This window comes from Nonomuraea roseoviolacea subsp. carminata, assembly GCF_024172185.1.
Classification (GTDB): Bacteria; Actinomycetota; Actinomycetes; order Streptosporangiales; family Streptosporangiaceae; genus Nonomuraea; species Nonomuraea roseoviolacea.
On sequence record NZ_JAMZEC010000001.1, the window covers coordinates 2,526,715 to 2,539,446 of the forward strand.

Sequence of the window (12,732 nt, forward strand, 5' to 3'; positions counted from 1 at the left end):
AGGAGCCCGCCATGCCTCTCGCCGTGACCGGCGACATCATCCGCACGTCCCCCGCCGGGGTGGGCGCCTTCAACGTCATCCAGCTCGAACACGCCACGGCGATCGTCGCGGGCGCCGAGGCGCTCGGCGTGCCCGTGGTGCTCCAGATCAGCGAGAACTGCGTCCGTTACCACGGCGCGCTGGAGCCCGTCGCGCTCGCCTCGCTCGCGATCGCCCGCCGCGCCTCCGTGCCGGTTGCCGTCCACCTCGACCACGCCACCGACCGCGCCCTGGTCGAGGAGGCGGTGGAGCTGGGCATCCGGTCGGTGATGTTCGACGCCTCGGCGCTGCCCGACGAGGAGAACGTGGCCGCCACCGCGTCGGTCGCCGCCTGGTGCCACGAGCGCGGCGCGTGGGTGGAGGCCGAGCTGGGCGAGGTGGGCGGCAAGGACGGCGTCCACGCGCCGGGCGCGCGGACCAAGCCGCACGAGGCCGTGGACTACGTGGCGCGCACCGGCGTGGACGCGCTGGCCGTGGCCGTGGGCAGCTCCCACGCCATGACCACCAAGGACGCCGTGCTCGACCTGGACCTCATCGCCGAGCTGCGCGCCGCGGTGCCGGTGCCGCTGGTGCTGCACGGCTCCTCGGGCGTGCCCGACGACACGCTGCGCGCCGCCGTACGGCAGGGCATGAAGAAGATCAACATCTCGACGCACCTGAACAAGGCGTTCACCGGCGCCGTCCGCGACCACCTGGCGCACGACGCGAAGGTCGTGGACCCCCGCAAGTACATGCGGTCCGGCCGCGACGCGGTCACCCGCGAGGTCACCCACCTGCTGGGGGTGCTGGGGGGCTGAGCTCCTTGCGCATGACGACCGCGGAGCGGCCCTCGATGCCCATCCGGCCGGTCTCCACGTAGCCCAGCGACGTGTACAGGGCGATGTTGGAGGCCATCCGGGTGTTGGTGTAGAGGCGCAGCGCGGGCAGGCCGAGCCGGCGCGCCTCGTCCTCGGCGAAGGCGAGCAGGCTCCGGCCGATGCCCCGGCCGTGCAGCTCGGGGCGTACGGCCACGTTCTCGACCAGCAGGGCGCCGTCCTCGGGCACCAGCACGATGAGCCCCTCGACGGCGTCCGTCACGTACACGTGACCCGCCGCCACGAGCGCGGCGTAGTCGGCGTCCATCGGCAGGGGCCGCATGCCGACGATCTCCACCCACGGCTCGTACGCCTCACGGACCAGCTTCTCCACGGCCGCCAGATCGGCGGCGAGCGCCTGCCTCATGCGCCCAATGATCGCAGCACGCGCCCGGCCTGTCGCCGGAACGTCCCCGGCGGATTGCGCGGTCCCTCGGGGGACAGGATGAACAGCCACATCAGCGCGTGCAGCCGCCGGCAGCCGTCCAGGCGCCGCTGCTCGGCAGGGGTGAGCTCGGCGTGGGCGAGCACGTCCACCTCGCCGTCCACCCACATCGCCACGTGCTGCGAGATCTCCGACAGCTCGAACGCGCGGTCGCTACGCCCGGACTCCTCGAAGTCGACGATCCGCACCCGGGCGCCGTCCCACAGGAAGTTCGCCAGGTTGCCGTCGCCCGCGCCGAACACCGGTGTCACGCCCTCGTCGCCGGGACGCCAGCTCTCCAGCCACCGCGCGCCCTCGCGGACGGCCTGATCGGCGAGGGGCTCGCGCGGCTTCCAGCGGGCGCACCACTCCCCGACCTGCGCGGCCAGCGGGGCGAGGTGCCAGGGGCGTTCGGGCACGCCGGCGAGCACGTCGCGGGGCACCGCCGCGTGCAGCTCGTCGACGGCCCGCACCAGGTGCTTGGCGTACGCCCCGGCGTCCGGCAGGGACCGCAGCGGGACGCCGGGCAGCCGCGACATCGTCACGGCCCCGCCGGACACGGCCGGGACGGGCGGCTCCAGGGTGATCGGCCGGGGCGCCAGCCCGGGCGCGTGCTCGGCCAGCAGTGTCAGCGCCCGCCACTCGCGCCCGGCCAGTTCGGGGTCGTCGCCGGTGTACCGCTTGACGACCCGGTCGTCCCGCAGCTCCACCTGGTGCGTCCACTGGAGATCGGCCATACCCGGATCCTAGGGAACCGGCCGCTCCACGATCCGGCGGACGACCACGCCGAGCACCCGCCCCTCCGGCACGAACGGGCGATGGTCGCGACGTCGCACGCCCCCGGAGATCGGTCAAGAACGATCACGGCCCGTGCCCGGCGTACGACAGCGTGGTCACGGCGCGAGGGACACTGGGGTGACGGGGGTCCGGCGCCCGTCGGCCGCCCGTCGAGGAGGCGCGATGACCAGGCACGACCGGCTCCCCGGCGACGCCGCGCGGGCCATGGACGAGATGGCCGGTGACGCCGCGCGGGCCATGGACGAGATGGCCGGTGACGCCGCGCGGGCCATGGGCGAGATCGCCGCCGCGGTCGCGAGCGTCTCCGGGGACGAGCTCGACGCGGTCGCGGGCGAGCTGCTCGCGGCCCGCCGGATCGCCTGCTACGCGCCCGGTCGCGAGGGACTGGCGCTGCGCGGCCTCGTGATGCGGCTGTTCCACGCGGGCCTCGACGCGCACTACGCCGGCGAGATGACCTGCCCGGCCGTGGGAGAGGGCGATCTGGTCGTCCTGTCCTGCGGCCCCGGTCGGCTGTCCACGGTGGAGGCGCTGGCCGGGGTGGCGGTCCGGTCGGGCGCGCGCCTGCTGTACCTGACGGCGCAGCCGTCCGCCCCGCCCGCGGGGCAGGCGGATCGCGTCGTCCGCGTACGGGCCCGGACGATGGCCGACGACCCGGCCTCGGCGGCCGTGCTGCCCATGGGGAGCGCGTACGAGATCGCCCTGTTCGTCCTGGCGGATCTGGTCACCAACCGGGTCCGGGAGCGCCGCGCGGAACCGGTGGAGGTGTCGCGGTCACGGCACACGAATCTGGAGTGACGTCGTAGGAGGTGGAGGACGGTGACGCGGCGGTAACCGAGTGACTCTGAAGTGCCGTCTTCCCAGCATGGGGCCGGTGACCAAAGATGGTTCCAGTTACCTAAGAGAACCATCAATGCGGGAAGGTCCTCATGTCTCCCTCTACCGAACGCGCCGAACGCGCCGAACGCTCCGGACGCATGGACGCGCGCTCCTGGGGCGTCCTGTTCGTCCTCGCCGGCGCCGTCTTCCTCGAAGGCATCGACGTGGCCATGCTCAACGTGGCGCTGCCCGCCATCCGGGCCGACCTCGGGCTGTCCACGGACGTGCTCAGCGGCGTGGTCACCGCGTACGTGCTGGGCTACGGCGGATTCATGCTGCTGGGCGGGCGGGCCGCCGACCTGCTGGGCCGGCGCCGGATGTTCCTGACCTGGCTGACGGTGTTCCTCGTGTTCTCGGGGCTGGGCGGGCTGGCCGGCGAGGGATGGACGCTGCTCCTCGCCCGGTTCGTCACGGGCGTGGCCGCGGCGTTCATGGCGCCCGCGGGGCTGGCCCTGGTCACCGGCAACTTCCCCGAGGGGCCGCGGCGCACCAAGGCCCTCGGCGTGTACGCGGGCATCGCGGCCGGCGGCTTCTCGCTCGGCCTCGTCGCGGGCGGCCTGCTGACCGCGCTCGGCTGGCGGTGGGTGTTCTTCGCCCCGGTGCTGCTGTCCGCGTTGATCCTCGTGGCGGCGATCCCCCTGGTCAAGGAGCCCGCCCCGGACGCCGAGCCGACGCCTCGGGGCGGGTTCGACATCGCCGGGGCGCTCACCATCACCGGCTCGATGCTGCTGCTCGTGTACGGGGTGATCCGGCTGGAGCACCTGGACCGGGACACCTGGGTCACCGTCGCCGTGTTCGCGGCCGGGCTGGCGCTGTTGGGCGCGTTCGTGGTGATCGAGCGGCGGACGGCGCACCCTCTCGTCCGGCTCGGCGTGCTGCGGTCGGGCTCGCTCGCCCGCGCCAACCTCGGCGCGCTGCTGTTCCTCGCCTCGTTCGCCGGGTTCCAGTTCCTGGCCACCCTCTACCTCCAGGAGCTGCGCGGCTGGAGCACCATCCAGACGGGCCTGGCCATGCTGGTGGCCGGCATCGACACCGTGCTGGCCCCGACCCTGACGCCGCGCCTGGTGAACAGGTTCGGCAACGCGCGGGTGCTGTTCGGCGGGCTGGTGCTGGCGGCCGTCGCGTACGCGCTGTTCCTGCCGGTCGGCCCCGACTGGACCTACGCCGCCATGTTCCCGACCATGCTGCTGATCGGGCTGTCGTTCGCCCTCGCGTACGGGCCGTTCACCATGGCCGCCACGGAGGGCGTGGCCGAGCACGAGCACGGCCTGGCCGGCGGGCTGCTCTACACCGCCTTCCAGTTCGGCGCCGCGCTGGGGCTGGCGGCCGTCACCGCCGTGAACGTCGCCGCGCTGGGCGACGCGAGCGGCCCGGCCGCGCGGCTCGACGCGATCCAGGCGGCCCTCGTCGTGCCGCTGGTCACCGCGCTGCTCGCCCTCGTCGTCATCGCCTTCGGCCTGCGCTCCGCCCGCGCGGGGGCGGGCACGCCCGAGACCGCCGAGCCCGCCCCCGCGCGGGCCTCGGCCTGAGGAGGTCGCCATGGCCCGCCGGGTATCCTCGTTCGCGGCGATCGAGCCGCAGTTCTCCGCCTACGTCGGCGACATCGTCTACGCCACGATGACCACGGTCGACGCCAAGGGACGGCCCCGCGCCCGGGTGCTCATCCCCGTCTGGGAGGTGGTGGACGGCCGGCCGCTCGGCTGGCTGGCTACGTACCGCACGCCCGTCAAGGCCGCCCACCTGGCGGGCAACCCGCACACCACGTTCTCGTACTGGACGCCGCGCCAGAACGCGGTGAGCGTCGACGCCGTCGCCGAGTGGGTCTCGGACCCCGGGACGCGCCGCCACGTCTGGAACCTGTACGCCAAGGGCAGCCCGCCGGGCGCGGGATACGACCTGGGCAACTTCTGGAAGGGGCCCGACGACCCGGAGCTCCACCTGCTGCGGCTGGTGCCGTGGCGGGTCCAGGTCATCCGCGGCGCCGACCTGCACAGCCTCATCTGGCGCGACGAGAGCGCCCCTTGAGGGGTCCGAGGCACCGGCGCGAGTGCGCGGCCGACACGCCGGGGCGCGGGCGGTGGAGCGGTGCGGATCCCCCTTCATCGTGACGCCAGAAGCCCCCGGCCCGGCATGCAGCCGGAACCGGGGGCTCGTGCGTCAGAAGGGACGGGCGGCGGTCAGCGCTGGATCGGGGCGACGACCACCTCGACGCGCTGGAACTCCTTGATGTCGGAGTAACCCGTCGAGGCCATCGTGCGCTTGAGAGCGCCCATGAGGTTCATCGACCCGTCGGCCACGCTCGACGGCCCGTGCAGGATCTGCTCCAGCGTGCCGACCGTGTCGAACTTCACCCGCCGGCCCCGCGGCAGGTCGGGGTGGTGCGCCTCGGAGCCCCAGTGGTAGCCGTGGCCGGGCGCCTCGGCGGCGCGGGCCAGCGGCGAGCCCACCATGACGGCGTCGGCGCCGCAGGCGATGGCCTTGGCGATGTCGCCGGAGGTGCCCATGCCGCCGTCGGCGATCACATGGACGTAGCGGCCGCCCGACTCGTCGAGGTAGTCGCGGCGGGCCGCGGCCACGTCGGAGATGGCGGTGGCCATCGGCACGGCCACGCCCAGCACGTTGCGCGTGGTGTGGGAGGCGCCGCCGCCGAAGCCGACGAGCACTCCCGCCGCGCCCGTGCGCATGAGGTGCAGGGCGGCCGTGTAGGTGGCGCAGCCGCCCACGATGACCGGCACGTCCAGCTCGTAGATGAACTGCTTGAGGTTGAGCGGCTCGGCCCGGCCCGACACGTGCTCGGCGGAGACCGTGGTGCCGCGGATGACGAAGATGTCGACGCCCGCGTCGATCACGGCCTTGTGGTACTGGACGGTGCGCTGCGGCGACAGCCGCACGGCCGTGGTCACGCCGGAGGCGCGGATCTCCTCGATGCGCCGGCCGATCAGCTCTTCCTTGATCGGCGCCGCGTAGATCTCCTGCAGCCGCTTGGTCGCGGCCTCCGTGTCGAGCCGCGAGCACTCCTCCAGCAGCGGCAGCGGGTCCTCGTAGCGCGTCCAGAGCCCTTCGAGGTCGAGCGGCGCGAGGCCGCCGAGCCGGCCGATCTCGATCGCCGTGGCGGGCGAGACCACGCTGTCCATGGGGGCGACGACGACCGGCAGCTCGAACCGGTAGGCGTCGATCTGCCAGGCGATCGAGACCTCCTCCGGGTCACGCGTACGCCGCGAGGGGACGAGGCCGATCTCGTCGAGCGCGTAGGCCCGCCGCCCCGTCTTGCCCCGGCCGATCTCCACCTGCTGAGTCATGGATTACCTTCTGTGATAGTTCGGAGCTTCGACGGTCATCTGGATGTCGTGCGGGTGGCTCTCCTTGAGGCCCGCCGCGGTGATCGGCATCAACTGGCAGTCGGTGTGCATCTGCGGGATCGTGCGGCACCCCGCGTACCACATGCCCTGGCGCAGGCCGCCGACGAGCTGGTGGGCGACCGCGGCGACCGGGCCGCGGTAGGGGACCTGGCCCTCGATGCCCTCGGGGATGTACTTGTCCTCGCCGCCGACCTCGGCCTGGGCGTAGCGGTCCTTGCTGAAGGAGGTGCCGCCGCGCTCGCGGTTGCGGACCGCGCCCAGCGAGCCCATGCCCCGGTACGACTTGAACTGCTTGCCGTTGATGAAGATCAGTTCGCCCGGCGACTCCTCGCAGCCGGCGAGCAGGGACCCGAGCATGACCGTGTCGGCGCCCGCGGCGATCGCCTTGACGATGTCGCCGGAGTACTGCAGGCCGCCGTCGCCGATGACCGGCACCCCGGCGGGCTGGCAGGCCAGCGACGCCTCGTGGATCGCGGTCACCTGCGGCGCGCCGACCCCGGCGACGACCCGCGTGGTGCAGATGGAGCCCGGCCCGACGCCCACCTTGACGGCGTCGGCGCCCGCGTCGACGAGCATCTGCGCGCCGGCCCGCGTGGCGATGTTGCCCGCGATGACCTCGACCCGGCTGTTGGCCTTGATCTTGCCGACCATGTCGGCCAGGCCCTTGGAGTGGCCGTGGGCGACGTCCACGACGATGACGTCGACGCCCGCCTCGATGAGGGCCTTGGCGCGCGCCTCGGCGTCGCCGCCGACGCCCACGGCCGCGCCGACCACGAGCCGGCCGTCGGCGTCCTTGGTGGCGAGCGGGTACTGCTCGCTCTTGGTGAAGTCCTTGACCGTGATGAGGCCGCGCAGCCGGCCGTCGGCGTCGACGAGGGGCAGCTTCTCGATCTTGTTCTGCCGGAGGAGCGCGAACGCCTCGTCGCGGGAGACGCCGACCGGGGCGGTGACCAGCGGGGCCGCGGTCATCACCTCGCGCACCCGGCGCGTCTGGTCGGTCTCGAAGCGCATGTCGCGGTTGGTCACGATGCCGACGAGGATGCCGTCGTGGTCGGTGACGGGCACGCCGGAGATGCGGTAGGTCGCGCACAGCCGCTCGACGTCGGCGAGCGTGTCGTCGGGCGTGCAGGTGACGGGGTTGGTGACCATGCCGGCCTCGGACCGTTTGACCAGGTCGACCTGCTGGGCCTGCTCCTCGGCCGCGAGGTTGCGGTGCAGGACGCCGATGCCGCCCTGCCGGGCCATGGCGACCGCCATACGGGCCTCGGTGACCGTGTCCATGGCCGCGGAGACCAGCGGGATGGACAGCGTGATGTTGCGTGACAACCGTGAACGCGTGTCGGCCTCACCTGGCTGCAGGTCTGAGTAGCCCGGCACGAGCAGCACGTCGTCGAAGGTCAGACCCATCTCGGTGAACTTGGACATGCTGCGGCCCCCTCCTGCCGTTGCGCGTGATGGGGACAAGTCTAGGGCCTGGCTCCAAACAGCAGAGATGCCGGGAGGACGATGACCCCCACGGTCCGTCGTACTCCCGGCATCGAAAAAGGCCGGGAGGCGGAACGGTCGGTGATCCGTTCCGTCTCCCGGCGACCGGCAGCCGGGCCGGCGCGCGTCGCGCCACCGAACCCCCCTCCGCGTCCTGATGGCCGGCATCGCCTGGCCCGGTGGTCTGCCGACTCTCGGTCAAGCGTGCGTTACCCAGCGGCACGCCGCAATGTGCAAACGTGCAATTGCACGAAGTTGCACCGATGCGGCGTCATCCCGCGCAAGGGGGCGGACAGGGCGAGGATGCCGCGTTATTCTCGCGGCACCCCCGGTCCCCCAACGGAGCCACGCGACATGCGCAACGAGTCACCCGACGTGCCCGATCCCCTCGCGGCGCTGGGCCTCGACCCGGCTCAGACGGCGCTCTACACGGCGGTGCTCCGCCTGCACCGCGCCACGCTCGCTGAGCTGGCGGAGGCGATGGGCGGTCCGCGCGACAAGGTCAGCAGGCAGCTCGACGACCTGGTGCGGTTGGGCGTGGTGGACGAGCACTCGGGCGAGTACCTGGCCCGCCACCCCGCTGGAGCGCTCGGGCGGCTGATCGCCGAGCGGCTCGACCGGCTGGCCGAGGAGAGCCGGCGCATCGACTCGGCCCTCGGGTCGATCCGCGGCCTCATCCGCGACTACGACGCCGGGCGCGACTACCAGAGCGGACCCTTCCCGGTGGAGCTGGTCAGCGGGGCCGACGTGCTGTACGAGAGCGTCGTCGGCATGGCCGTGCAGGCGCCGCCGATCACGGTGCTGACCGCCATTCCGGACGAGCGCACCATGACCGACTTTTTGCGGAAATTTGCCGATCCTTGGATCGACGCGCAGCAGCGCGGGCTGCTCACCGTGCGCGCCGTCGTCCCCGTGGAGACGCTGGCGCTGCCGGGGGTGCGCGACGGGCTCGGCCGCCTGCTGGAGACCGGGGGCGAGGCCCGCACGCTCGCGCGGGTGCCGAGTTGGTTCATGACCGCCGGCGACGACGCCGCCGGCCTGCCCGCCCTGTGGGGCGGCAACCTGCCCGACCACGCCTACAACTTCTACCTGTTACGCACTCCGATCATCGTGGGCGTGCTCAGGTCGCTGTTCGAGGAATGGTGGGCCCGGTCCACGCCGGTGCCGTGGGGCCACCAGGGCGACGGCACCGTCCAGGTGCTCCGCCTCGCCGCTCAGGGCGTCTGCGACGAGTCGATCGCGCGCCATCTCGGCGTGTCGGTCCGCACCGTACGCGCCCGGTTCGCCGACGCGATGACCCGGCTCGGCGCGCAGTCCCGCTTCCACGCCGGCGTGGAAGCGGCCCGGCGCGGATGGCTCGACCATCCCGCCGACCACCACTGACCACCATGGCGGCCGCATCGGTCATATGGTGGGAAGGTGCTGGAAGACGTCCCCCGCGACCCGTTCGCGGACGATCCGAACGACCCGTCCGCCGCGATGGGCGAGCTCGACGACGCCGAGCCGCTCACGGCCGCCGAGCGCGACGAGGCCATCACGGACCTCGCCGACGTGGAGGTGTTCCGCTCCCTCCTGGAGCCCCAGGGCGTGCTCGGCCTCGTGCTCGACTGTCCCGAGTGCGGCGAGCAGCACTTCTTCGACTGGGACCTGCTGCGCGGCAACCTGCGCCAGATGATCGAGAAGGGCCGGCCGCAGGTGCACGAGCCCGCCTGCCACCCCGACCCGGCCGACTACGTCACGTGGGAGTACGCCCGGGGCTACGTCGACGGCGTCATCGACACCGAGGAACGCCGCTGACCACCGGCGTCACCCCGCCGCCTTCCGCACGGGTGATGCCGTCCTCCCACGCGCGCCGGGACGTGCCGTCGCCCGCGTCGTGGCCCATGCCGCCGTCGATGCCGGAGTCGCGGCAGGCGTCGGCCCGCAGGGCGGCCAGCAGCCGCGCGGCGGGATCGTCATGAGGGGGCGGCTCCCCACGGCCGAGGGCGTCGAGCAGCGCGTCGCTCTCGTCCTCCGGAGCCGGACCGGCTCCGTTCCGCTCCTGCGTCAAGCCGACTCCAGCTCGGCCATCTGCCGCAACCTCGCCAGCGCCCGATGCTGGGCGACCCGGACCGCACCTGGTGACATGCCGAGTACATTACCGGTCTCCTCGGCGGACAACCCAGACACCACCCGCAACAGCAGCAACTCCCGCTGATTCTCGGGCAACCGGGCGAGCAGCCTGCGGGCGTGCTCGACCTCGATGTAGCGGACCACGGTCTCCTCGGGCCCCGGCCCGTCGTCCGGCCCGTCGGGCAGGTCCTGCGTCGGCACGGCCGAGCGCACGGAGCTGCGCAACGCGTCGGCCACCTTGTGCGAGGCGATGCCGAAGACGAACGAGGCGAACGGACGGCCCATGTCGCGGTAGCGCGGAAGCGCCGACAACACCGCGATGCACACCTCCTGGGCCACATCATCGGCAATGTGATATTGGCCTGACACCCTGCCCAACCTGGCGCGACAATAGCGCACCACCATCGGGCGCAACTCGCCGAGCAGGGATTCGATCGCACCGCGATCTCCCTGTACGGCGAGACTGGTCAGTTCCCTAAGGTCGGAGTCATCCGTCCGTGCCGGAAGTCTCGACGCGAGCCTTACCCCAATTTTGGCGTCGGCGACGCTTCCCTCGCTCACGATAGGCATGATGCCCGCACTGATCGGGCCTGTCGTCATCGCGAACGGCTACGGATTGGTCACATTGGCGAGACGGCGACTGCCCGTAATCGAATGACGACAGTAAGGCTTTAGTAGTGGAGGAATATTTCACCCCATAACCCGAAATGCGCGGAATTCGCCGACAGGGGGGCTCGTCGACCGGGGAACGCGACGCTTTGCTGACAGGCCGGGTTTACCTGGATAAGTCACTATTTCATATCTCAGGCCGTATGCATGTTGTATCCATTGGTACCACGTCACATCCCATTAGCCCTGGCATATCCGAACACTTCATCCAAATGTGCGCCACCCTGCGAGCCCCGCGCCGGCCGTACGGGTCCCACTCGCCGCCAGGGGTCATGGATCCGCTCAGCTCCCAGGCCGTGGGCACCTACCCCACCCAGCCGTCAGGCGCCCCCTCAGAGGCGTCCACCCGGCTTCAGCGCCCAGCGGCCCCGGGTACGCGAACGGCCCGCCCCCTGGATCGGGGACGGGCCGTGCGTGAGCCTCAGGTGCTCAGCGGCCGCGCGGAGCGGCCGTGAGGTGCTCAGTGACCGTGGCCGTGGCCGTGGCCCTGGCCGGCGGCCGGAGCCTCCTCCTCGGGCTTGTCCACGACGAGCGCCTCGGTCGTGAGCAGCATGCCCGCGATCGAAGCGGCGTTCTGGACGGCCGAGCGGGTGACCTTGACCGGGTCGATGACGCCCTGGGCGATCAGGTCGCCGTACTCGCCGGTCGCGGCGTTGAGGCCGTGACCGGTCTGCAGCTCCGAGACCTTGTGGGTGACCACGTAGCCCTCGAGACCGGCGTTCTCGGCGATCCAGCGGGCCGGCTCGACCAGCGCGCGGCGGACGACGCCGACACCGGTGGCCTCGTCGCCCGACAGGCCGAGGTTGTCGAGGTCCTTGGAGACGTGGATCAGGGCCGAGCCACCGCCGGAGACGATGCCCTCCTCGATCGCGGCGCGCGTCGCGGAGATGGCGTCCTCGAGACGGTGCTTCTTCTCCTTGAGCTCCACCTCGGTGGCCGCGCCGACACGCAGGACGCAGACGCCGCCCGCGAGCTTGGCGAGGCGCTCCTGCAGCTTCTCGCGGTCCCAGTCGGAGTCGGACTGCTCGATGGCGAGCTTGATCTCCTTGACGCGGTCCTCGATGGCCTGCTGGTCGCCGGCGCCGTCGACGATGGTCGTGGCGTCCTTCGTGACGACGATGCGGCGGGCCTGGCCGAGCACCTCGAGACCGACGTTCTCCAGCTTGAGGCCGACCTCCTCGCTGACGACCTGGCCGCCGGTGAGGATGGCCATGTCCTGCAGCATCGCCTTGCGGCGGTCGCCGAAGCCCGGCGCCTTGACGGCGACGGAGGTGAACGTGCCGCGGATCTTGTTGGTGACCAGGACGGCCAGGGCCTCGCCCTCGACGTCCTCGGCGACCACGAGCAGCGGCTTCTTGGTCTGGGCGACCTTCTCGAGCAGCGGCAGGAAGTCGGCGATCGAGGAGATCTTGCCCTGCGTGAGCAGGATGTAGGCGTCCTCGAGGACGGACTCCATGCGCTCGGGGTCGGTGACCATGTAGGCCGACAGGTAGCCCTTGTCGAACTGGAGGCCCTCGGTGAACTCGAGCTCCATGCCCATGGCGTTGGACTCTTCGACCGTGAGGACGCCGTCCTTGCCGACCTTGTCGAACGCCTCGGCGATCAGCTCGCCGATCTTCGCGTCCTGGGCGGAGATCGTCGCGACGTTGGCGATCTCCTTCTTGTCCTCGACCGGGCGGGCGCTGGCGAGCAGCTTGTCGCTGATCTCCTTGGCCGCCTTGTCGATGCCGCGCTTGAGCGACAGCGGCGAGGCGCCGGCCGCCACGTTGCGCAGGCCCTCACGGACCATGGCCTGGGCCAGGACCGTCGCGGTGGTGGTGCCGTCGCCCGCGATGTCGTTGGTCTTGGTGGCCACTTCCTTGGCGAGCTGGGCGCCGAGGTTCTCGTAGCGCTCCTCCAGCTCGATCTCACGAGCGATGGTCACACCGTCGTTCGTGATCGTCGGAGCACCGAACTTCTTGTCGATGACGACGTTGCGGCCACGCGGGCCGAGGGTGACCTTCACGGCGTCCGCGAGGGCGTTCACGCCACGCTCAAGAGCGCGGCGGGCGTCCTCGTTGAACTCCAGGATCTTCGCCATTTTGCTGAGAGTCCTCTCCTAGTGTCGAAGGCCCCG

General features: G+C 71.8%; 13 protein-coding genes. 6 read left to right on the forward strand and 7 right to left on the reverse strand.

What is annotated here, in order from left to right:
* The first annotated feature begins 11 nt into the window (after window positions 1-11).
* A complete protein-coding gene (locus HD595_RS11345; protein ID WP_253768318.1) occupies window positions 12-836 on the forward strand; it encodes a class II fructose-bisphosphate aldolase in 825 nt (274 codons plus the stop codon).
* Here the strand turns inward: HD595_RS11345 and HD595_RS11350 are convergent.
* A complete protein-coding gene (locus HD595_RS11350) occupies window positions 805-1,260 on the reverse strand; it encodes a GNAT family N-acetyltransferase (RefSeq protein WP_253768320.1) in 456 nt (151 codons plus the stop codon). The two genes, HD595_RS11345 and HD595_RS11350, sit on opposite strands and share 32 nt — an antisense overlap.
* Window positions 1,257-2,054 (reverse strand): phosphotransferase family protein, encoded by a 798-nt coding sequence (locus HD595_RS11355; protein WP_253768322.1) that lies wholly within the window; start codon window positions 2,052-2,054, stop codon window positions 1,257-1,259. The genes HD595_RS11350 and HD595_RS11355 overlap by 4 nt, the downstream gene beginning before the upstream one ends.
* Window positions 2,055-2,277: 223 nt before the next feature.
* On the opposite strand from HD595_RS11355, the gene HD595_RS11360 reads away from it, so the two are divergent.
* The 3 genes from HD595_RS11360 to HD595_RS11370 all read left to right on the forward strand — a co-directional run bounded on the left by HD595_RS11360 (window position 2,278) and on the right by HD595_RS11370 (window position 5,016).
* Window positions 2,278-2,910: a phosphoheptose isomerase family protein gene (locus HD595_RS11360; protein WP_253768324.1), complete on the forward strand. Its 633-nt coding sequence runs from the start codon at window positions 2,278-2,280 to the stop codon at window positions 2,908-2,910.
* Between the two features lie 131 nt (window positions 2,911-3,041).
* Window positions 3,042-4,520, forward strand: a complete 1,479-nt coding sequence (locus tag HD595_RS11365) for an MFS transporter (protein ID WP_253768326.1) — start codon at window positions 3,042-3,044, stop codon at window positions 4,518-4,520.
* 10 nt (window positions 4,521-4,530) lie between these two features.
* Window positions 4,531-5,016 carry a pyridoxamine 5'-phosphate oxidase family protein gene (locus tag HD595_RS11370; protein WP_253768328.1) on the forward strand — a complete coding sequence of 162 codons (486 nt, stop codon included), beginning with the start codon at window positions 4,531-4,533 and terminating at the stop codon, window positions 5,014-5,016.
* A gap of 152 nt (window positions 5,017-5,168) precedes the next feature.
* Here HD595_RS11370 and HD595_RS11375 read toward each other — a convergent pair whose 3' ends face one another.
* Window positions 5,169-6,290, reverse strand: a complete 1,122-nt coding sequence (locus HD595_RS11375; RefSeq protein WP_253768330.1) for a GuaB3 family IMP dehydrogenase-related protein — start codon at window positions 6,288-6,290, stop codon at window positions 5,169-5,171.
* Between the two features lie 3 nt (window positions 6,291-6,293).
* Window positions 6,294-7,775, reverse strand: coding sequence for an IMP dehydrogenase (guaB, locus tag HD595_RS11380; protein WP_253768332.1), 1,482 nt, complete (start codon window positions 7,773-7,775; stop codon window positions 6,294-6,296).
* Between the two features lie 414 nt (window positions 7,776-8,189).
* Between guaB and HD595_RS11385 the strand changes: the two genes are divergently transcribed.
* Both HD595_RS11385 and HD595_RS11390 read left to right on the forward strand, forming a co-directional pair.
* Complete coding sequence (locus HD595_RS11385) at window positions 8,190-9,218, forward strand: helix-turn-helix transcriptional regulator (protein WP_253768334.1); 1,029 nt, start codon at window positions 8,190-8,192, stop codon at window positions 9,216-9,218.
* A 36-nt stretch (window positions 9,219-9,254) separates the two neighbouring features.
* A complete protein-coding gene (locus HD595_RS11390) occupies window positions 9,255-9,632 on the forward strand; it encodes a DUF5319 domain-containing protein (protein ID WP_253768336.1) in 378 nt (125 codons plus the stop codon).
* Here HD595_RS11390 and HD595_RS11395 read toward each other — a convergent pair.
* From HD595_RS11395 to groL, 3 genes are all read right to left on the reverse strand, one after another.
* Window positions 9,607-9,885 (reverse strand): hypothetical protein, encoded by a 279-nt coding sequence (locus tag HD595_RS11395; RefSeq protein ID WP_253768338.1) that lies wholly within the window; start codon window positions 9,883-9,885, stop codon window positions 9,607-9,609. The two genes, HD595_RS11390 and HD595_RS11395, sit on opposite strands and share 26 nt — an antisense overlap.
* Entirely contained in the window at window positions 9,882-10,517 is a 636-nt protein-coding gene (locus tag HD595_RS11400) for a sigma-70 family RNA polymerase sigma factor (RefSeq protein ID WP_175587981.1), read from the reverse strand. Before HD595_RS11400 ends, HD595_RS11395 begins: the two co-directional genes overlap by 4 nt.
* A 559-nt stretch (window positions 10,518-11,076) precedes the next feature.
* A complete protein-coding gene (gene groL, locus HD595_RS11405) occupies window positions 11,077-12,696 on the reverse strand; it encodes a chaperonin GroEL (RefSeq protein ID WP_253768340.1) in 1,620 nt (539 codons plus the stop codon).
* Window positions 12,697-12,732: the final 36 nt, after the last annotated feature.